Annotated in this window: 19 protein-coding genes and 3 pseudogenes; 10 read left to right on the top strand and 12 right to left on the bottom strand. The window is 73.3% G+C overall.

What is annotated here, in order from left to right; all coding sequences use genetic code 11:
- The 3 genes and pseudogenes from ACIRFL_RS22540 to ACIRFL_RS22530 all read right to left on the bottom strand — a co-directional run.
- A pseudogene (locus tag ACIRFL_RS22540) lies at positions 1-368 on the bottom strand (hypothetical protein); the annotation flags it as partial.
- 68 nt (positions 369-436) lie between these two features.
- Entirely contained in the window at positions 437-1,096 is a 660-nt protein-coding gene (locus tag ACIRFL_RS22535; RefSeq protein ID WP_404031086.1) for a response regulator, read from the bottom strand.
- 2 nt (positions 1,097-1,098) lie between these two features.
- A complete protein-coding gene (locus ACIRFL_RS22530) occupies positions 1,099-2,058 on the bottom strand; it encodes a HAMP domain-containing sensor histidine kinase (protein ID WP_404031083.1) in 960 nt (319 codons plus the stop codon).
- Positions 2,059-2,421: 363 nt separating this feature from the next.
- On the opposite strand from ACIRFL_RS22530, the gene ACIRFL_RS22525 reads away from it, so the two are divergent.
- The 4 genes from ACIRFL_RS22525 (at position 2,422) to ACIRFL_RS22510 (ending at position 5,073) form a co-directional block, all read left to right on the top strand.
- Positions 2,422-2,772: a TraR/DksA family transcriptional regulator gene (locus tag ACIRFL_RS22525; protein WP_404031080.1), complete on the top strand. Its 351-nt coding sequence runs from the start codon at positions 2,422-2,424 to the stop codon at positions 2,770-2,772.
- Positions 2,773-2,821: 49 nt separating this feature from the next.
- Positions 2,822-3,199: a TraR/DksA family transcriptional regulator gene (locus tag ACIRFL_RS22520; RefSeq protein WP_404031077.1), complete on the top strand. Its 378-nt coding sequence runs from the start codon at positions 2,822-2,824 to the stop codon at positions 3,197-3,199.
- Positions 3,196-4,017 (top strand): rod shape-determining protein, encoded by an 822-nt coding sequence (locus ACIRFL_RS22515; RefSeq protein WP_404031074.1) that lies wholly within the window; start codon positions 3,196-3,198, stop codon positions 4,015-4,017. Before ACIRFL_RS22520 ends, ACIRFL_RS22515 begins: the two co-directional genes overlap by 4 nt.
- Before the next feature lie 432 nt (positions 4,018-4,449).
- Positions 4,450-5,073, top strand: a complete 624-nt coding sequence (locus ACIRFL_RS22510) for a hypothetical protein (RefSeq protein ID WP_404031071.1) — start codon at positions 4,450-4,452, stop codon at positions 5,071-5,073.
- 7 nt (positions 5,074-5,080) lie between these two features.
- Here ACIRFL_RS22510 and ACIRFL_RS22505 read toward each other — a convergent pair whose 3' ends face one another.
- Both ACIRFL_RS22505 and ACIRFL_RS22500 read right to left on the bottom strand, forming a co-directional pair.
- Positions 5,081-5,296 (bottom strand): hypothetical protein, encoded by a 216-nt coding sequence (locus ACIRFL_RS22505; protein WP_404031068.1) that lies wholly within the window; start codon positions 5,294-5,296, stop codon positions 5,081-5,083.
- A gap of 319 nt (positions 5,297-5,615) precedes the next feature.
- Complete coding sequence (locus ACIRFL_RS22500; protein ID WP_404031066.1) at positions 5,616-6,386, bottom strand: hypothetical protein; 771 nt, start codon at positions 6,384-6,386, stop codon at positions 5,616-5,618.
- A gap of 270 nt (positions 6,387-6,656) precedes the next feature.
- Here ACIRFL_RS22500 and ACIRFL_RS22495 point away from each other — a divergent pair, with 270 nt between their 5' ends.
- On the top strand, positions 6,657-7,094 hold the full coding sequence (locus ACIRFL_RS22495; RefSeq protein WP_404031063.1) for a cupin domain-containing protein: 438 nt from the start codon (positions 6,657-6,659) through the stop codon (positions 7,092-7,094).
- A 110-nt stretch (positions 7,095-7,204) separates the two neighbouring features.
- Here ACIRFL_RS22495 and ACIRFL_RS22490 read toward each other — a convergent pair whose 3' ends face one another.
- Both ACIRFL_RS22490 and abc-f read right to left on the bottom strand, forming a co-directional pair.
- Complete coding sequence (locus ACIRFL_RS22490; RefSeq protein WP_404031060.1) at positions 7,205-8,842, bottom strand: ABC-F family ATP-binding cassette domain-containing protein; 1,638 nt, start codon at positions 8,840-8,842, stop codon at positions 7,205-7,207.
- A gap of 79 nt (positions 8,843-8,921) precedes the next feature.
- Positions 8,922-10,556: a ribosomal protection-like ABC-F family protein gene (gene abc-f, locus ACIRFL_RS22485; protein ID WP_404031057.1), complete on the bottom strand. Its 1,635-nt coding sequence runs from the start codon at positions 10,554-10,556 to the stop codon at positions 8,922-8,924.
- Positions 10,557-11,212: 656 nt separating this feature from the next.
- Between abc-f and msrA the strand changes: the two genes are divergently transcribed.
- On the top strand, positions 11,213-11,722 hold the full coding sequence (msrA, locus tag ACIRFL_RS22480; protein ID WP_404031054.1) for a peptide-methionine (S)-S-oxide reductase MsrA: 510 nt from the start codon (positions 11,213-11,215) through the stop codon (positions 11,720-11,722).
- A gap of 45 nt (positions 11,723-11,767) precedes the next feature.
- Here the strand turns inward: msrA and ACIRFL_RS22475 are convergent, their stop codons facing one another.
- Positions 11,768-12,538 carry an SDR family NAD(P)-dependent oxidoreductase gene (locus ACIRFL_RS22475; protein WP_404031051.1) on the bottom strand — a complete coding sequence of 257 codons (771 nt, stop codon included), beginning with the start codon at positions 12,536-12,538 and terminating at the stop codon, positions 11,768-11,770.
- Between the two features lie 111 nt (positions 12,539-12,649).
- A complete protein-coding gene (locus ACIRFL_RS22470; protein WP_404031048.1) occupies positions 12,650-13,627 on the bottom strand; it encodes an NADPH:quinone reductase in 978 nt (325 codons plus the stop codon).
- A 288-nt stretch (positions 13,628-13,915) separates the two neighbouring features.
- Between ACIRFL_RS22470 and ACIRFL_RS22465 the strand changes: the two genes are divergently transcribed.
- On the top strand, positions 13,916-14,458 hold the full coding sequence (locus tag ACIRFL_RS22465) for a hypothetical protein (protein ID WP_404031045.1): 543 nt from the start codon (positions 13,916-13,918) through the stop codon (positions 14,456-14,458).
- A gap of 48 nt (positions 14,459-14,506) precedes the next feature.
- Here the strand turns inward: ACIRFL_RS22465 and ACIRFL_RS22460 are convergent.
- Positions 14,507-14,890: pseudogene (locus tag ACIRFL_RS22460) on the bottom strand (helix-turn-helix domain-containing protein); the annotation flags it as partial.
- Here ACIRFL_RS22460 and ACIRFL_RS22455 point away from each other — a divergent pair.
- A pseudogene (locus ACIRFL_RS22455) lies at positions 14,881-15,048 on the top strand (MBL fold metallo-hydrolase); the annotation flags it as partial. The pseudogenes ACIRFL_RS22460 and ACIRFL_RS22455 sit on opposite strands and share 10 nt — an antisense overlap.
- A 73-nt stretch (positions 15,049-15,121) precedes the next feature.
- Here ACIRFL_RS22455 and ACIRFL_RS22450 read toward each other — a convergent pair.
- On the bottom strand, positions 15,122-16,063 hold the full coding sequence (locus ACIRFL_RS22450) for an alpha/beta hydrolase family protein (RefSeq protein WP_404031042.1): 942 nt from the start codon (positions 16,061-16,063) through the stop codon (positions 15,122-15,124).
- 341 nt (positions 16,064-16,404) lie between these two features.
- Between ACIRFL_RS22450 and ACIRFL_RS22445 the strand changes: the two genes are divergently transcribed.
- A complete protein-coding gene (locus ACIRFL_RS22445; RefSeq protein ID WP_404031039.1) occupies positions 16,405-16,857 on the top strand; it encodes a phospholipase in 453 nt (150 codons plus the stop codon).
- A 208-nt stretch (positions 16,858-17,065) separates the two neighbouring features.
- Positions 17,066-17,935 carry a GyrI-like domain-containing protein gene (locus ACIRFL_RS22440; protein WP_404031036.1) on the top strand — a complete coding sequence of 290 codons (870 nt, stop codon included), beginning with the start codon at positions 17,066-17,068 and terminating at the stop codon, positions 17,933-17,935.
- Positions 17,936-18,091: 156 nt separating this feature from the next.
- On the opposite strand, the gene ACIRFL_RS22435 is transcribed toward ACIRFL_RS22440, so the two are convergent.
- The coding region (locus tag ACIRFL_RS22435; protein ID WP_404031293.1) for a transposase at positions 18,092-18,263 on the bottom strand (172 nt) is incomplete at its 5' end.

Raw genomic sequence — 18,263 nt, 5'->3', positions numbered from 1 at the left:
GGCTGCCCGGGGTGGTGTTCGTGGCGTGTGCCGGCCCGGCCGGTGTCGCCGGTGTCTGCGCTGACGCCGGGGTGGGGGTCGGGCCGGTGGACGACGTTGCTTTGGTGGGCGGCATCGTCCGGGGCCGCGGCGCCGGCGGGGTGGCTGGCGTCGGGGTGGTGGCCGTGCGCGGGCGCCGGCGCGGCGGCCCGTGGCGTGTGGTTCGGGGCCGGTCGGGGGTCCGCCGGGGTGAACGCCGTCGTCAGCAGGGCCAGCAGGACGGCCGCCAGCACGGCGAGCCGACGGGCCGGCCCCTCGGCCACGGCCCCGGAAAGGGCCGTGGACCGGCCGGCCGACGCCCGGGGGACGGCGTTGGGACGCACGGACATGCGCCGTCCCCTTTCGTGATGGCGGTCGTGCCGCGGCAGGCGGGCCCGGGGCCCGCCGAAGCGGAGGATCAGGGCTCGACGAGCCCGGCCCGGATCGCGTACCGGGTGAGGTCAAGCCGGTCGCGCAGACCGAGCTTCTGCAGCAGGTTGGCCCGGTGCCGCTGGACCGTCTTGACGCTGATGAAGAGCAGTTCGGCGATCTCCTTGGACGACCGCCCCTCGGCCACCAGCTTGAGCACCTCCTCCTCGCGGGGCGTGAGGATCTGGTCGGGCGTCTCCTCGCCGTGCCGCACCCGCTCCAGGTAGTTGCGGATCAGGGCGGTGACCGCGCCCGGGTAGAGGAAGGGCTCGTCGCGCATCGCGGCCCGGCAGGCGGCCACCAGATCGCGGTCGGCGACCGACTTCAGCACATAGCCGCAGGCGCCCGCCTTCAACGCCTGGAAGAAGTACTGCTCGTTGTCGTGCATCGTGAGCATCAGGATCCGCAGCCCCGGCTTCAGCCCGGCGAGCTCCCGGGTGGCCTGCAACCCGGTCAGCCGGGGCATGGCGATGTCCAGGACCGCGAGGTCGACCTCGTGGCTGCGGGCCATCTCGATGGCCTCCGCCCCGTCACCCGCCTCGGCGACCACCTCCAGGTCGGGCTCCCGGTCGAGGATGAGCCGCACACCGCGCCGCACCAACGCGTGATCGTCGGCGAGCAGAATGCGGATCTTGGCTGGGTCGGGCATGGTCAGGACTGCTTTCTCGGGACGGGCGCGGCGAGCCGGATCTGGGTGCCGGTACGGGGTGGGCAGACGGGGGAGATGTCAAGGGCGGCACCGATGAGCAGGGCCCGCTCCCGCATGCCGCGGATGCCCGCGCCCTCGCGCGCCGCCTTCATTCCCCGGCCGTCGTCGGTGACGGCGAGGACCACCGCGTCATCGGTGTGCTGCAACGCCACCACGACCCGCTCGGCGTCCGCGTGGCGGGCGGCGTTGGTCAGGCTCTCCTGGGCGACCCGGTAGAGCACCAGCTCGGTCTCCGGCTCCAGCGCGGGCAGGTCGGCCGCGAAGCTGCGCTGCACCCGCAGGCCGGTGTGGGTGGCGAAGTCATGGGTGAGCGAGGTCAGCGCGCTCACCAGACCCAGGTCGTCCAGCACGCCCGGGCGCAGCCGGCGCACCAGGCGGCGTACCTCGTCCAGGCTCTCCCGGGTGATCTCCTGCACCTGGCGCAGCTCCCCGCGCAGCGGCTCCTCCGCCTCGTCCGCGGCCCGCTTCAGCGCGAGCAGCACGGCGGTCAGGCTCTGCCCGACCTCGTCGTGCAGCTCCTGGGCGATACGGCGGCGCTCCGCCTCCTGCGCGAGCAGCACCCGGGCACTGCTCGTGGCCCGTTCCTGCTCAAGCCGCTCCAGCATCGCGTTGAAGGTGCGGATCAGGTCGGCGACCTCCGCGCCGCCCCGGGCGGGCAGCCGCTGGCCGGGCCGCAGCAGATCGACGGTGGTCATCAGCCGGGTGAGCCGGTCCAGCGGGGCCAGGCCCCAGCGCAGCAGGGCGGCGTTGGCCGCGAGCAGCACGGCAAGCCCGCCCAGCAGGATGATCGCCTCGGTCAGCACGACCGGCACGGAAACGGTGACGGGTGCCCACAGCAGCAGCGCCGTGGCCGTACCCAGCACCGCGGCATTGAGCGCGAAGATCCGCCAGAACAGGGACACCGGTGCGTACTCCTCCTCGTGTGACGCGGCCTGCCTCTACTGTCGTCCATCGCACTCCGGCACCGGCCCGCGGCCCCCGGGTCCCGATGCGCGCCCGCCCCAGCATGACCGCCGCCCGGTCGCCGGTCGATGGGACCTGACGCCCATTTCGGATGGCTCGACGTACCCATGCGGGCCCCGGATGGATGCTCCGACCTCGGGGAAATGGGGCCTGCGCCCGATGGGTCCGGGCCGCCGCAGCCAGCAGGCTTGAGGCATGACCGAACCGCCTCGTGCACGGACGGTGTGGCCGTCGGACCGCCCGCCACCCGGCGCCGTCCGCCGCCGCCCACCATCCGCACCGGCCGAGAAAGGGCCCCCACCATGTCCCTCGACACCCCGCGCGTGCCCCTCGACACCTCCCCGCGCACCGCGCCCCGTTCCGCCCGCCTGAGCCCGGACGAGGCGCGCCGCCGGCTCGAACACGCGCGCGCCACCCGGCTGACCCAGCTGGAGGCGCTGGACGAGACCGGGCAGACGGCGGACGACCACCTGATGTCCGCGCAGCGGACCGCCATCCAGGGCGTGCTCGCGGAGATCGAGGCCGCGTTCGCCCGCATCGAGGACGGCAGTTACGGCATCTGCCTGGGCTGTGCCCAGCCCGTGCCCCCGGAGCGCCTGGAGATCCTTCCCTACACCCGTCACTGCGTCGCCTGCCGCCGCGCCACCGCCTGAGCCGTCCTGGCGGCCCCTCGTCCCACGGCCCTGTACAAGGGGTGAACCGGTGAACCCGAACCAGCAGACCATCACAGACCGCGACACATGTCTCACACCCGAGGACCTTGCCGCGCTCCGCGAGAACCTGACCGAGCAACGCCTGTTCCGCAGGGAGCAGTTGCAGCAGATCGCGGCGGCCACCGTGCCCGCCGCCGGCGACGTGAGCGGGCTGCCGGCGGCCGCGCAGGCGGAGGTCCGGGTGAAACTCGCCACCTCCGCCCGCATGGTGCTCGCCGACGTCGAGGCGGCCCTGCGCCGCATGGACGAGCAGCGCTACGGCGACTGCCACCTGTGCCTGCGTCCGATCGCCCGGGAACGGCTGATGATCGTGCCGCAGGCCCGCTACTGCGCGCGCTGCCAGCAGGTGAGGGAAGCCGGACGATGAACCCCGCGCACAGTTCGCTCGCGGTGCCCCGGCACCGGTCCTGGCCGGCCTGCCGGCAGTGCTGGGGTGTCGCCCTCGACATGGGCAGCGCCCGTACCCGGGTGTGGCTGGCCGGCCGCAGGACGATCGTCGACGTGCCCACCGTCACGTTCCCGGGCAGTGGCGCCGAGTACCCCATACGGCGCGGGGCCATCGTCGACACCGCCGGCACGGCCCGGATGCTCGACCGCCTGCTCGGCCATCGGCTGCCCCGCCTGGTGCGTCCCCTGGTCGTGGTGACGACGCCCGTACTCGACGGGATCGCCTACCGTGCCGCGGCCCGGGCCGCCGTGGCGGTGCTGCGGCCCCGGAGCGTGCTGACCGTGCCCGGCGCCCGCGCCATCGCGCTCGGCGCCGAAGCCGACCTGACCCGTCCGCTGCTCGTGGCGGACATCGGCGCGCATCTGACCGAGGTGGTGCTGCTGGCCGACGGCGCGGTCATGGACGCCCGCCGGACGTCGCTGGGCACCGGTGACCTCGACTCGGCGGCGCCCGCGGAGATAGGCGAGGCGGTGGTCGCGATGGTGACGGCGATGGTCCGGCAGGACCGCACGTCCCTGATGCGCGACGCCCTGGGCAGGGGGGTGCTGCTGGCGGGCGGCGGCGCCCTGTGGCCGGAGATCACCCACCGCCTCGGCGACCGGCTGCACGCCCCGCTGCGGCCGGTACCGGCACCGCACACCGCGGCGGTACGCGGCGCCGCCAGACTCCTGAAGGCGGCCCACGGTCACCCCGCCGTCATCGGAGCACCCCCACCCCACCCCCCGGACCCCGCATGACCACCCGAGCAACCTGCCCCGCCCCCGCCGTCCGGGCCGCGCACGACCGGTTGGGTCCGGCCGGGGAGCGACCCGTTCCGTTCCCGGCGGCTGGGTCGTGTACGACCGGTTGGGTCCCGGCGCGGAGCAACCTGTCCCGCCTCCGTCCGCCCGGTCGAGTCCCACCCGAGCATCAACCCCGTGTTTCACAGCCGTGTCGCACACCCGTCCGCTCGGTCGCGCCCTGCCCGCCCAGCCGCGCATGGCCGGGTGAGCCCCGCCGCCGGGCAACCCGTCACGGCCCGCCCGCACACCCGCTCCCCGCCGCCCGCCCCACGGCCCACGGCCCACGTCCCCACGGTCCCGTCCTACGCACCACCACCCCCCGCGTCCCCTCGCACTCACCCGGCCGAAGAAACCCCCGCTGTCCCGGCCGCAGAAAGGAGTACCCCCATGCCCGGCGGCATCCCGCGGGCACAGCCGCCCCCCGACGACCTGCCACGCCACCCGCTCTGGCGTTTTCGCCGCAACCCCTTGCGGCGCGCCACCGACGTGGCCCAGGCGTGGATCGGCATCGGTCTGCTGCTGGCCGTGCTCGCGGCGATGCCGGGTGCCATGTTCCTGATCGGTGACACCGCCTTTCGCCACTACGCGCACACGGCCCGTCACCAGGCCGCGACCCGTCACCAGGGCACCGCGGTCCTCCTGCACGACTCCCCGAGACACCCCGAGCCGGGCTCGGACGAGGAGAAGCGGACCCGTTACCGGGTCGAGGTCCGCTTCACCGACCGGCTCGGCCACTCCCGTACCGGGCGCGTCGACGTCCGCCCCGGACTGCCCGCGGGCAGCACCGTCCCGGTCTGGACCGGCCCGGAGGGCGGGATCACGGATCCGCCGATGACCGCGGCGGAGATCCGCAGCCGCTGCATGGGCTGGGCGATCATCGCCGCCCTGGCGGTCGCCCTCGCGGGAGCCGCGGCGTACGGCATCGCCGAGCGCGCGCTGCACCGGCGCAACCTCGCCGCCTGGGACACCGCCTGGGCCCGCACGGCTCCCCGCTGGACGACCCCCACCTGACCCCGGCCTATTCGAACCGCCCCTCGACGACCCGCTTGGCCGCCTCGCTCTCGGCCGCGGCCGGGGACAGTTCGCTCAGTGTGTCGAGGTCCGTGTCCACGCGCAGCTCCTCTTCCCAGGCGGCCGCGAGTCGTTCCTGTTCGTCGTGCGGCTGCTGTTGGACCCGTTCCCGGTCGTGCGGGCTCAGCGCGGCCAGGAAGCGCTCCAGGGTGTCGATCGGCATCCACTTCTCCTTGATCACGGGCGTGGGCGCGCCCTTGCGGACGCCGTCCCAGAGTGATCGCTGCCGACCGTCACCCGGCGGAGCCGAGGCGTGCTCCGACCCGAATGGAGCACGGCCGGCGCACCCGGGCCGGTGCGGTCACCGCTCGGTGTGCTCCGGACAGGGCAGATCGCCCGGCGGATGCACAGGCGCCGCCCGCGCCAGGGACGGAGAACACCTGGGCGAGAACACCTGGGCGTCCGTCGACCGCCTGCTCGCACAGCCGCCCCCGGCCGCGGACATGTGTCGTGCGGCCGTACCGAGGTGAGGGCGGAGTGTGTCAGGCGTCGTCCGACGCGTCGCCCTCGGTCGTCGCCGGCTCGGCGGACGTCGGCTCGGCGATCGAGTACAGCACCGACCGCTGCTGCTTGTGCCGCTGGATACGGCCCTTGGCGACCAGTGCCTCCAGGGTGTTGCGCACGACCTGCGGGGTCGGGGTCCGCTCGGGGTGTTCCCGCACCAGCTCCTCGCGCAACTCCTTGGCCAGACGGGGCTCGTCGTGCGCGCGGAGCAGATCGAGGAACACGTCACCGAGCAGGGGCTGACGCGACTTGGCCTGCGCGGAGACGCGATCGGCCTTCTTCTTACCGGACTTGGCACCCGACTTGGCGCCGGACTTGTCGGCGGTCTTTTCGGCGGTCTTCTCGGCGGACTTGGCACCGGTCTTTTCGGCGGTCTTGGCACCGGACCTGGGGCCCGCCACCGCACGTGCCGCACGCGCACGGCGCCGCGGCGCCACCGGCGTCGCAGCCTCGGTGTCGGTACCGGCGTCCGTGTCCGTGGTGGCGGCCGTGGCGGCGGGGACCAGGACGGGCTCGTCCTGCGCCTGCTGCGGCAGCGGCGCCGCTTCGGACACCACGCCGTCCGACGGGGTGTCAAAACGCTCGGCGATGTTCAGGATGTCCAGCAGCAGCGCCTCCTCCTGCTTCAACGTGCTGACACGCTCGGTGAGTTCCTGCTGCCGGCGCCGGTTCTCCTGCAGATCCGAGGCGGCCTGCTCCAGATAGCGGGATCGGATCGAGGGATCGGTCGACTGGTCGGACACAATCATTCACTCCTTGAAGACGATGGATGGTGGTGCGATGGTACCGACCCACCGACCCGGTATTGCGAGGTGTGAGGGAGCCGGGGCGGAAACACACGTACATCGCACTCGTTCGAGCGACGCCCAAGCCTGCGGCAGGCATGTGCCGCAGGCCGCGGGTTGCGGCGTACCGTACCCGGTGACGCCCCCCGCCGACTAGGGTGTGAGCGGGCCGCGCGGGTGCCGAACTGCCGTGCGTGGCACCGCAGGTCACCTCCCAGGGGAAAGGTGTTCCACATGCGCAGAAACCTGTCACGGCTCGCCGTGGCCGTGGCCGCCGCCGTCGGTCTGTCACTCGGCACCGGCACCGCCTTCGCCACCCCGCCCGGCCCGGGTGTCACGGGTACCGTCATCGCGCGGACCACGAAGAGCGGGACGGACTACATACTCCGGCAGATCACCGTGCCGCCGGGCCAGAGCACCGGCTGGCACTACCACGACGGACCTCTGTACGCCTATGTGCAGCAGGGCATGCTCAGTCATTTTGACGCCGGTTGCGCCTCCGACGGCGTCTACCGGGCCGGCAGCCGCCTCACCGAACCGCCTGGCAAGGACCATGTCCACATCGGACGCAACCTCGGCACGACCCCGGTCGTCCTGGACGTGCTGTACGTCCTGCCCCACGGGGCCCCGCTCTCCGAGGACGCGCCGAACCCCGGGTGCGACTTCGAGTAGCGGGGCCCCTCTGCGGGAGGCCGCCCGAGGACGGGTCAGCGGCCGGCCGCCGCGGGTGTTCTCCCCGCGGCGGCGGGCAGTCGCCGGGTGTCACGGACCGGCGAGGCACGTCACAGGCCGCCCGGCCTGCCCTCGGCGGTCAGCCGGAGTTCGCGGCCCGGCCAGCGGCGGCGCAGCCAGCGGTCATGGCTGGCCAGCACGATCGCGCCGGGACCGGAGCCCAGCGCCTCCTCCAACTCGTCGCACAGCCGCGGCGACAGATGGTTGGTCGGCTCGTCGAGCAGCAGCAACTGCGGTGGGCGGGCCACCACAAGAGCCAGCGTGAGCCGCCGCCGCTGACCGACGGAGAGGTGTCCCACCGGCTTGTCCAGGTCCGCCTCGTGCAGCAACTCCAGTGAGGACAGCGGGACCGCCGCCGCCCGCTCGGCGCCGAGCGACGCCTCGTAGGTGTCCCGTACGGTGCGGTCGGGCCGGCCGAAGACGGTGTCCTGCTCCAGCAGCGCCATGCTGAGACCGGGCCGCCGCCGTACCGTGCCCCGCGCTTCGAGCCGTCCGGCGAGCACCGCCAGCAGGGTCGACTTGCCGGTCCCGTTGTCGCCGGTGACCAACAGCCGGTCGGCCGCGAGCACATCGAGCCGGCGCACGGCGAGCCGCCCCGCCACGCGCACATCGCGCAACGACACGACGGTGCCACGCGCCGACTCGTCGGCGAGCGCCTGGGGCCCGAAGCGCAGCGGCCGGGGCGGCTGTGCGACCTGGGTGCGTTCCCGTTCCTCCAGCCGCCGGGCGGCGTTGCGGACCCGGCGTGAGATCTGGCTCTGCACCCGGCCGCCCCGGTGGCCGTAGCCCATCTTCTCGTTGTCGCTGCGCCCCCGGTCCGGTGCGACGCGGCGCGCGGTGACCCCGGCCGACCGGCGCAGCGCCGTCAACTCCTCCTGCTCCTCGGCGTACCGACGTTCCCAGCGGTCCCGCTCGGCATGTTTCTCGGCGAGATAGGCGGTGTAGCCGCCGCCGTAGCGGACCGGGCCGTCCACCGCGGGATCGAGGTCGATCAGGTCCGTGCACACGGCGTCCAGGAACGCCCGGTCGTGGCTGGCCACCACGACCACCCCGGGCAGATCGCGCACCTGTTCCTCAAGGAAGGCGGCGGCCCGGTCGTCGAGATGGTTGGTCGGCTCGTCCAGCAGCAGTGCGGCGGGCCGCCGGACCAACAGCGCGGCCAGGGCCAGCCGGGCGCGCTGCCCGCCGGAGAGCGAGCCGAGCGTGCGCTCGTGCGGGACCCCGGAAAGACCGAGCCCGGTGAGCATGATCGCGGCACGCCGGTCCGCGTCCCACGCCTCGCGCCGCTGCGCCTGTTCGAGGCATCGGCCGTACTCCTGGAGCAGATCGGCGTGGCCGGGGTGGGACGGTGGGGTGTCGGCGAGTCGCCCGGTGAGGTGTTCGAGCCGGGCGAGGTCGGTACGGGCCTCGCGCAGCGCGTCGTCGAGTACGTCGGCGATCGTGGACGTGGCGTCGTACGGCATCTCCTGGGGCAGATGTCCCAGGTCGGCGGGGCGTACGACGCTGCCGGAGTCGGGTTCGTCGGTTCCGGCGAGCAGGCCGAGCAGGGTCGACTTGCCGACGCCGTTCTCCCCGATCAGGCCGATGCGCCGGCCGGGGGAGGCGGTGAGGGAGACCCCGTCGAGCACACGGCGGGTGCCGAGGGTGCGCACGAGGTCGCGGGCGAGCAGGGCGGGCTGAGCGGACATGGTTTTCCACCGGACGTGAGGGATGCTGGGCCCGCCGGGCTGCCGCCTCGGGCGCGGGCCTGGTCGGCACGTCGGCGGGTCACACCTCGGGCGCCGCCGTCTCCGCCAGCGCACCCCGCTCCAGCCGCAGCCGGCGCCGCACCCCGATCTCGCGCAGGAACCGCTCGTCGTGGCTGACGACCACGAACGCGCCCTGGTAGGAGGCGAGCGCGCTCTCCAGCTGGCCGGTGCTGATCAGGTCCAGATTGTTGGTCGGCTCGTCCAGGAGCAGCAGGTGCGGGGCCGGTTCGGCACACAGCACGCAGGCCAGGGTGGCTCGCAGCCGCTCACCGCCGGACAACACCGCGGTCGGCAGGTGGACGCGGGCACCGCGGAACAGAAAGCGCGCGAGCAGGTTCATCCGCTCCGCGTCCGTGCGGTGCGGCGCGTACGCGGCGAAGTTCTCGGCGACGGTCCGGTCGAGGTCGAGCAGGTCCAGGCGCTGCGAGAGATGGGCGATCCGGCCGTCGGCCCGTCGGATCCGCCCGGTGGCCGCCTCCAGATCGCCGTTGATCAGCCGCAGCAGGGTGGACTTGCCCGCGCCGTTGGGCCCGGTCAGCGCGATCCGTTCGGGACCGCGGACCGTGAGGTCGACGCCGTCGCCGGCGAACAGGTCCCGCCCGCCGTGCCGGACCTGGAGGTGCTCGCCCTCGAAGACGGTGCGGCCCGCCGGGACGACCGTGTCGGGCAGGTCCAGGCTGATGCGCTGTTCCTCCCGCACGGCACGCTCCGCCTCGTCCAGCCGGGCCCTGGCCGCGCTGACCCGGGCGGCGTGCTGCCGGCCCGCACGGCCCGCGGACTCCTGCGCGCCGCGCTTCATGTTTCCGGCGAAGATGCGGGGCAGTCCCGCGCTGTTGAGGTTGCGCGCGGCGTTGCTCGCGCGCCGCTCGGCGCGCTCGCGGGCCTGCTGCATCTCCCGTTTCTCCCGCTTCAGTTCCCCTTCGGCGTTGCGGACGTGTTTCTCGGCGGCCTCACGCTCGGCCCGTACGGCCTCCTCGTACGCGGTGAAGTCACCGCCGTACAGCCGCAGTTCACCGCGGTCGAGTTCGGCGATGCGCTGCATACGGTCGAGCAGGGCGCGGTCGTGGCTGACCACGAGCAGACAGCCGGTGAAGTCGTCGAGCACGTCGTAGAGCCGGTGCCGGGCGTCGAGGTCCAGGTTGTTGGTGGGCTCGTCGAGCAGCAGCACGTCGGGGCGCCTGAGCAACTGGGCGGCGAGCCCCAGCGAGACGGCCTGGCCGCCGCTGAGCGTGCCGAGGCTGCGGTCCAGGGCGAGACCGGTGAGGCCGAGCCGGTCCAGCTGGGCCCGGGTGCGTTCCTCGATGTCCCAGTCGTCGCCGATGACCGTGAAGTGGTGCTCGCTCACGTCCCCGGACTCGACGGCGTCCAGGGCGCGGATCACCTCGGCGACGCCCAGCACCTCAGCGACCGTCGTACCGGTGGTCAGCGGGAGGCTCTGCGGGAGGTGGCCGAGTGTGCCGGAGACGGTCAACGACCCGGAATCGGGACGCAGTTCACCGGCGATCAGCCGGAGCAGGGTGGTCTTTCCCGAGCCGTTGGGCGCGACCAGGCCGGTGCGGCCGGACTCCACGGTGAAGGACAGGCCACTGAAGACCGGGGTGTCGTCGGGCCAGGAGAAGGACAGCTCGGAGCAGACGACGCGGGCGTCGGACATGAGGGGACCTCGGAGAAGAACAGGGCAGGGGCACGGCACTGCCCGGGCAGACAGGGGAAGAAGACGACGACGACCGGGCCACGACGGCGGCGCTCCGCGGCGCCGGCCGGTGGCCGATCAGCTCCGGGTATCACCCGGAGATGTCGTCGTCACCTGCCATGTCTGGTTTCCCTCCGAAACGGTCAAAGGTCCGGCCGAGTGTAGCAGCCCCGTGCGCGCGGGTGCCGCCCTCCCGGCCCGTCCGGTGCCGCTGTCCCGCGGGCCAGGGGCGCGGGCCCGAACCGGCCGCCGCGGCGCGGGCCGGGCCGCCTCACCGGCGCGCGGCGCCGAGGCGGCCCGGCTGTCGCGCAGGGCCGCCTCGCCATGGCGGGCGCGGCCGGCGACCAAGCCCCCGCGCATCAGTGCGGCGGGCCGTTGTCACCCGCCCGGGCCGGGGGCGGGGCGACTGCGTGCGCGTGGCCCGGGCGGGGGCGTGACCCGCGCACCTGGACGCGGCCAGGTCGACGCGGCCGACCTGCGTCCGGGGGGAATATCCTGCGAGACACCGGTGGTTCGATGGGACGACCACGGCGGACGGCCGGGACCCGCGCGTGGCGTGAGGCGCGGGCGGGGAGCGGCGCGCCGGAGTCCCGGACGCTGAAGAAGGGTGACGTGTGATGAGCGAGAACGAGCAGAGGGCCGTGCTGGCCGGTGGCTGCTTCTGGGGCATGCAGGAACTGATCCGCAGGCAGCCGGGAGTCCTGACGACGCGGGTGGGCTACAGCGGCGGCGAGGTGTCCCATCCGACGTACCGCAACCACGGAAACCACGCCGAGTCGATCGAGATCACCTTCGATCCCGCGGTGACCGACTACCGCACCATCCTGGAGTACTTCTTCCAGATCCACGACCCGACCACGAAGGACCGGCAGGGCAACGACGTGGGTGCCAGCTACCGCTCCGCCATCTTCTACCTGGACGAGCAGCAGCGGCGGGTCGCCGAGGACACCATCGCCGACGTCGAGGCGTCCGGTCTGTGGCCCGGCCCGGTGGTGACCGAGGTGGTGCAGGCCGGCCCGTTCTGGGAGGCCGAGCCGGAGCACCAGGACTATCTGCAGCGCTACCCCAACGGCTACACCTGCCACTTCCCGCGCCCCGGCTGGCGGCTGCCCAAGCGCGCCGCGTGAGCGCGGCGGCGTCGCCCGGGCCGCCGCGCCGCGGGCGACACCGCGCTACCCGGCGATCACGGCCGACCCGGTCCGGCCGCTGTCGACGTCCACCACCGTGCCGTGCACGAACACGGACTCGTCGGAGGCCAGCCAGACGGCGGCCCGGGCGATGTCCCGCGCGGAACCGATCGTGCCGGCCGGGGTGCCCCGCATCATGACCTCGGCCGGGTGGGACCCCGCGCCCTCGGGGGCGACGACACCGACGACGCCCGGTGAGATCGCGTTCACGCGGACACCCCGCGGCCCGAACTCCGCGGACCAGGCGCGGGTCAGGGTCTCCACGGCGCCCTTGGTCGAGCTGTAGAGGGCGCCGACGGGAATGCCCAGGCGGGCCACCCACGAGCCGAGGTTGACGATGGTCCCGCCGCCCTCCGCCGCCATCCGCGGGGCCACGTCGGCGGTCAGGAAGAACGGCGCCTTGACGTTCACCGCGTAGACCCGGTCGAAGGTCTCCTCGTCGGTCGCCGTGGTCACGTCGCCCGGGTAGATCCCCGCGTTGTTCACCAGGATGTCGATGCGGCCGCCCAGCATCTGGCGGGACCGCTCGGCCAGGGCCCGGGACGCCGCCGGGCTGCCGTCGAGGTCGGCCGCCACGAAGTCGGCACGGCCGCCGGCCGCGCGGATGTTCTCGACGACCCTGGCGCCCCGTTCCCGGCTGCGGCCGGAGACGACGACATGTGCCCCCTCGGCGGCGAACGCCTCGGCGATGGCCTGCCCGATGTTGCTGGTGGAACCCGTCACCAGCGCGGTCCTGTTCCGTAGCCGTGCACCCATGATGCCGGTCCTCTCCCTCTCGGTCAGCGGATGAGGAAGCTCACTGTGCACACCACACAATGGACCGGCAAGTCCAGAAACTGGCTTCCCGGGTCGCGCGCGCCGGGCGGGTCAGTCCCGGACGCGCAGCACGAGCTTGCCGCGCACCCGCTGTGCCTCGATGCGGCGGTGGGCCTCGGCCGCCGCGCTCAGCGGCAGTGTCTCGACGGCGCGGGGCCGCAGCCGGCCCGCGCTCAGGAGCATGTTCACGTGGTGCGCGGCCCCGGCGAGCTGCGTGGTGTCGGCATGGGAGATGGCGAATCCGTGCAGCGAGCGGTCCTTGACGTACAGGTCACGCACCGGCAGGACGGGCCGGGACCGCAGGCCGGACATGACGACGATCCGTCCGCAGTCGGCGAGCAGACCCACGGCGGTCTCCAGGTCGTTCCGGCCGGAGGTGTCGACATGGACGTCGACACCCTCGGGCGCGGCCTGCCGGATCAGGGCGCCCGTGTCCGCGCGGTGGTAGTCGATGACCCGCTCGGCACCCAGGGAACGGACGTAGGCCGCGTCACGGCCGGCGGCGACGGCGATGACCCGGGCGCCGGCGTGCGCCGCCATCGTGACGAGCGCGCTTCCCACATTGCCCGCGGCGCCGAGCACGGCGACGGTCTCGCCGCACCGCAGTCGCCCGTGGGTGAACAGGGCGAGGTGCGCCGTGGCCGCCGCGTGGGCCAGCGCGACGGCCTCGATCGGGTCCGCGCCCCGCGGCAGGCGGTAGAGCCGGTCGGCGGGCACGACCGCCTGCTCCGCGGCGGCGCCCTGCCGGCCCGCGTGCCCGAGGCTGTTGCACCAGACCCGGTCCCCGGGCCGGAAGCCGTGGGTCGCGGGCCCGGCGGTGGCCACGGTGCCCACGAGGTCACGGCCGATGACGAAGGGGAAGGGCAGGGCAGTGGCGTACGCCCCCGAGCGGACGAGGGCGTCGACGGGGTTGACCGCGCTGGCCTCGACGTCGACGAGCACGTCATGGGGGCCGGGCGCGGGCGACGGCAGTTCGCCGTGGCGGATGGCCTCCGGTGGGCCGAGTCCGGTGATGTAGGCGGCACGCATGGACACCGACTGTGGCATGCGAGGGCGGCCCGGGCCGCCGGGCGCGCGCGAAGCGGCGGGCCGGTACGCCGGAACGGCACTGCCGCCCGGCCCGGGGTGTCCCGGCCGCCCCAAGTGCCTGCCGCGGCCCCGACCGGTCGCCGCAGGCGCGCGGGGGCGGCCGGCCGTGGGGACCGGCCGGGCGGGACTGGGCTTAGGTCCGACGGGGAAAGAGGAGTCCGAATACGGGGCGCCCCTGTTCGGCCGACGGGCGGTGGCGGGGGCACGACTTGGGGGAGGAGCGCCGCGATGGGCTGGGGGATGCGTGCGGACGAGGCGGAACGGCGGGCGCTGGACCGGGCGTTAGAGACGGCCGGACGGCATGGTCTGGGCGAGCACGTCACCACCGAGAACCTCGGCAGCCGCATCCGCGGACTGGGGTGTGTGTCGGCCATGGTGGCGCTCGTGCTGCTGCCGCCGGGCATCGGACTGCTGTCGGGCCCGGGCGGAGCGACGACGAAGGCGGTCGCCGCGCTCCTGGTCGTCCTGGGCATCGCCCTGCCCGTCGGCGCCATCCGGATCGAGGGCCGGCTCACCCACCGGGACACGCGGCTGCATGTCTTCGACGGCGGTCTCGTCGTCACCGGGCATGACCGCACCGTGCCGTGCGCCTGGCCGGACCTGCGGGTCGAGGAACGCACGGAACACGGCACCTACGGCAGCGCCGGACACGGTTTCACCGCGCACTGGCTCCATCTGTCCGCGCACGGCGTCTTCCTGTGCCGGCTGAACGCGAACAACCCCGCCGCCCGGCACATCCCCCGCTCCGCCTCGGACGCGGAGCTGTCCTAGCCGTGCCGTACCTGATCGGGCATGAACCGGGTTTCTGCCGACGGCCGTTCACGGTGACGTCGGCGGAGGACCTGCGGGGCGGGCGGATCGCTTCGCGGCCTGCGCTCGATACCGCCCCGGTGTGATGCCGAACTCCCTTGCGAACGCGTGGGAGAGCGCGTACGGGCTGCCGTAGCCGACCCGGCCGGCGATGGTCTCCAGGGTGTCCTGGGTGTCGCGCAGCTGGGTGGCGGCAAGGATCAGCCGCCACCACGTGAGGTACGCCATCGGAGGGCGGCCGACCAGGGTGGTGAACCGGCGCGCCAGGGTGGGACGGGAGACGCGGGCCTGGGCGGCGAGGCGGTCGTTGCTCCACGGGGCGGCCGGGTTCGCATGCAGCGCCCGCAGGGCCGCGGCCGTCACCGGATCGCCCAGCACACGCGGCCAGCCGCCGCCGGATACTCCAGCGGGCAGCCGATGAGCGGGAACTACTCGTCCCCGCGCACTTCGGCGGTGCGGGTGCGGTGCAAGTACACCGACGCAGCGGGGGATTCACCCTCGGTCCATGGGCGACGGCCGGTCCGAAGTCGGCAACGCCCGTGTCCGAGTGAGCCTTCGGGCCGTGCTGCGCGCCGGGGGCCGAAGCCGGGTTCCCCGCAGGGCAAGCGTCCCCTCGGCCGCCGTCTACTTGCTCCGCAGCTTCCCCAGCGGGGCGGGGTCGTCCTCCAACGCGCCGGCCGCCGCCTTCCAGCCGGTGTCCTGCGGGTAGAGGGCGCTGCGCAGGAAGGCCCAGCTGAGCCGCTGGATCAGCGCGACGCGCGCGGGGTTCTCGTCCGTCGTCTCGGCGACCTCGTACCCCGGGATGCCGCCGAGCGAGTGCTCCGCGCCGAACAGCGTGAGCAGGCTCTTGCCGCCCGGGCTGTGGGTGTAGGCGTCGGTGAACCAGTCCGGCCCACGAGTGGCGAGGTGTGACTGGTCGCGGTCACCGGCGACGATGAGGGCCGGGGCGGTCATGGTGTCGAAGGACGGCTTCATGAAGGGGAAGTTCTCGGCGGCGAACGGGGTCAGGTCGTCGCCCAGTCCTGGCAGGGCGAGCAGCACACCCGCCGTGACCCGGGCGTCGGACATGTCCTCGCCGGGAACGCCGTCGGAGCCTAGGACACGCGCGCCCAGCAGCGTGCTCGCCGTCTGGGCTCCCCAGGAGTGGCCGGCCACGGCGACGCGGCCGCGATCGAGGCGCCCGCCGAGGCCCGGCACGGACGCTTCCAGAACGTCGAGGCCGTCCAGCACGCGCGTCAGGTCGTCGACACGCATGCGCCAGATCCGCGGTGTGCGGGGGTCCTCGGCGGGGATGCCGAGCGTCCGGGAGTCGAGGTGGGTGGGCTGCACGACCACGAAGCCGTGGGCGGCCCAGAAGTCGGCCAGCGGCGCATAGCCGTCCATCGACCAGCCGAAGCCGTGCGAGAAGACGATGACGGGCCGATGGCCGCCGGTCGCGGGTGCGGACACGCGGACCTGGAGGTCCGTGCCGCGGCCCGGGGCGGGCAGGGCGACCGGCTTCGCGGACATCACCAGGGTGGGCGCGTCCGCGGCCTGCTGTGGGTTCGCGGTGTTCGAGTCGGACATGGTCGTCCCTTCCGTTGAGTCTCTTGCCCCGTGGTTCCGCGGCCCGCGCCATGAGCAGAAGCGGTGCACATGCGGCAGAAAAACCGGAACCTCGTTCCGCTCAACGATATGGAACCATGTTCCGATTCGTCAAGCGTCATGGGAGGGGTGTCCGGCTTCGTGGTCGGCCGTCGCGGGGGCGCGGCGGTTGCGAGCCCTGGCGGGCGCTCAAATCCTTGTGAACACCCAAGAGTTCACGGCTCATTGGGGTCCGAGGGCTTGGCGGACGACCGACCGGCTCCGATCATCATTGTCATGACCCTGCCGCTCTGACATGAGCGGCAGCTTCTGGGAGGAGTGGAATGCACCGCAGACTCGCCACCGGCCTCGCCGCATCGGCGCTCGCCCTGATCACCGTCGCCGCCACCGCCAGTGCGGCCGACGCGGCCCCCGCCGACAAGCCCCAGGTGCTCGCGAGCTGGACGCAGACCAGCGCGTCGAGCTACAACCAGTGGGCTGCGGCCCGTGCGAATCAGGCGGCCTGGTCCGCGTACGGGTTCGACTGGACCACCGACTACTGCTCGTCCTCCCCGGACAACCCCTTCGGCTTCCCCTTCGCCACGTCCTGCGCCCGGCACGACTTCGGCTACCGCAACTACAAGGCGGCCGGCACGTTCGACACCAACAAGTCCCGCCTGGACAGCGCCTTCTACGAGGACCTCAAGCGCGTCTGCGCCGGCTACGGCGGCGCGACCAAGAGCGCCTGCGACAGCACGGCGTGGACCTACTACCAGGCCGTCAAGGTCTTCGGCTGAGTGACCGGCCGGCCGCGGGTGAAGTCGTGGCATGAGCGGGGCCAAGCCACAGGGGAACGTGCCGTGCCGTGAGGGGAGTTCGTCGTCCATGGCCCGCTCTCCCGGCGCGGCCGGTCGCGCCACCCGACCCGATCGAGCACAGGATGTCGGGTCGGGCCGTGCGCCCGCCGCCTAGTGTGGCGATCACTGACAAGGAAGGTGATCGGGCGTGCTGGACCGGCTCAATGAGGCCATGGACGACATCGAGGGCCATCTCGACCAGCCGGTCGACGCGGCCCGGCTGGCGCGGATCGCGGCCACCTCGGAGTACCACCTGCGCCGGATGTTCTCCGCGCTCGCGGGCATGCCGCTGTCGGAATACGTCCGGCGCCGGCGGCTGACGGTCGCGGGCGCCGAGGTGCTTGCCGGGCGTGCGCCGCTCCTGGAGATCGCGGTGCGCTACGGCTACGGCTCGGGCGAGGCGTTCGCCCGGGCGTTCCGCGCCATGCACGGCATCGGTCCGGGCGAGGCCCGCCGCACCGGTGCCGCGCTCGTCTCCCAGCCCCGGTTGGCCTTCCGTCTCACCGTCGAAGGGAGCACGAGCATGCGCTACCGCGTCGTGGACCGGCCGGACTTCACCGTCGTCGGCCTCAAGGCCCGGGTACCGCTGGTGCACACGGGGCCGAACCAGGCGATCATCGACTTCGTCCGCGGCATCGCACCGGGGACACTGGAGAGCCTGGAGAAGCTGTCGGACCAGGAGCCGCAGGGCATCGTCGCCGTCTGCGACGACCTCGACCCGAGCCGCGCCGAGGGCACCGAACTCGACTACTACCAAGGGGTGGTGACATCCCCGGCCACCCCCGTCCCCGAGGGTGCGACGGCCCTCCCCGTGCCGGCCGGCACCTGGGCGGTCTTCACCGTCTCCGGTCCGGCGCCCGAGGCCGTGCAGTACCTGTGGCGGGACGTGTTCACACAGTGGTTCCCGGCGAACCCTTACCGCAGCCGCCCGGGGCCGGAGATCCTGCGCACCCGTCTGTCCGCCAACGGGGCGGAGGCCGACGCCGAGTTGTGGCTTCCGGTGGAACGGGAGGTGTGAACCCGGCCGCCGGCACACCCGGCACCGCCGACCGCGCTCCGCTGACATGGTTGCGGACATGTCAAACAGCGCCTACGGTTTACCGGGTTCCTTGCAGAAAGCCCCGGCGTTCACGCCGGGGATGAATGCATCTCAAGATTGCTCTGACGTGCACTTTTAGAGCGGACTTTTTTGCTGCTCGATGTACTGGCGGACGATCGCCAACGGTGCTCCGCCGCACGATGCGGAGAAATACGAGGGCGACCACAGGTGCCCGTGCATGATGGCGCGGTTGATCCGGCCGGTGAACTCTCCCCCAGCCTTCGGCCGGGTGGTGCCCCCAGCCGTA

This window comes from Streptomyces sp. NPDC102462, assembly GCF_044765425.1.
Taxonomy (GTDB): Bacteria; Actinomycetota; Actinomycetes; order Streptomycetales; family Streptomycetaceae; genus Streptomyces.
This window is presented reverse-complemented; position numbering and strand designations above follow the sequence as displayed.

Coding starts and splice junctions, on each gene's coding strand:
- ACIRFL_RS22535 (WP_404031086.1), bottom strand. CDS start 1,096: ATGCCCGACCCAGCCAAGATCCGCATTCTGCTCGCCGACGATCACGCG.
- ACIRFL_RS22525 (WP_404031080.1), top strand. CDS start 2,422: ATGTCCCTCGACACCCCGCGCGTGCCCCTCGACACCTCCCCGCGCACC.
- ACIRFL_RS22515 (WP_404031074.1), top strand. CDS start 3,196: ATGAACCCCGCGCACAGTTCGCTCGCGGTGCCCCGGCACCGGTCCTGG.
- ACIRFL_RS22510 (WP_404031071.1), top strand. CDS start 4,450: ATGCCCGGCGGCATCCCGCGGGCACAGCCGCCCCCCGACGACCTGCCA.
- ACIRFL_RS22505 (WP_404031068.1), bottom strand. CDS start 5,296: ATGCCGATCGACACCCTGGAGCGCTTCCTGGCCGCGCTGAGCCCGCAC.
- ACIRFL_RS22500 (WP_404031066.1), bottom strand. CDS start 6,386: ATGATTGTGTCCGACCAGTCGACCGATCCCTCGATCCGATCCCGCTAT.
- ACIRFL_RS22495 (WP_404031063.1), top strand. CDS start 6,657: ATGCGCAGAAACCTGTCACGGCTCGCCGTGGCCGTGGCCGCCGCCGTC.
- ACIRFL_RS22490 (WP_404031060.1), bottom strand. CDS start 8,842: ATGTCCGCTCAGCCCGCCCTGCTCGCCCGCGACCTCGTGCGCACCCTC.
- abc-f (WP_404031057.1), bottom strand. CDS start 10,556: ATGTCCGACGCCCGCGTCGTCTGCTCCGAGCTGTCCTTCTCCTGGCCC.
- msrA (WP_404031054.1), top strand. CDS start 11,213: ATGAGCGAGAACGAGCAGAGGGCCGTGCTGGCCGGTGGCTGCTTCTGG.
- ACIRFL_RS22475 (WP_404031051.1), bottom strand. CDS start 12,538: ATGGGTGCACGGCTACGGAACAGGACCGCGCTGGTGACGGGTTCCACC.
- ACIRFL_RS22470 (WP_404031048.1), bottom strand. CDS start 13,627: ATGCGTGCCGCCTACATCACCGGACTCGGCCCACCGGAGGCCATCCGC.
- ACIRFL_RS22465 (WP_404031045.1), top strand. CDS start 13,916: ATGGGCTGGGGGATGCGTGCGGACGAGGCGGAACGGCGGGCGCTGGAC.
- ACIRFL_RS22450 (WP_404031042.1), bottom strand. CDS start 16,063: ATGTCCGACTCGAACACCGCGAACCCACAGCAGGCCGCGGACGCGCCC.
- ACIRFL_RS22445 (WP_404031039.1), top strand. CDS start 16,405: ATGCACCGCAGACTCGCCACCGGCCTCGCCGCATCGGCGCTCGCCCTG.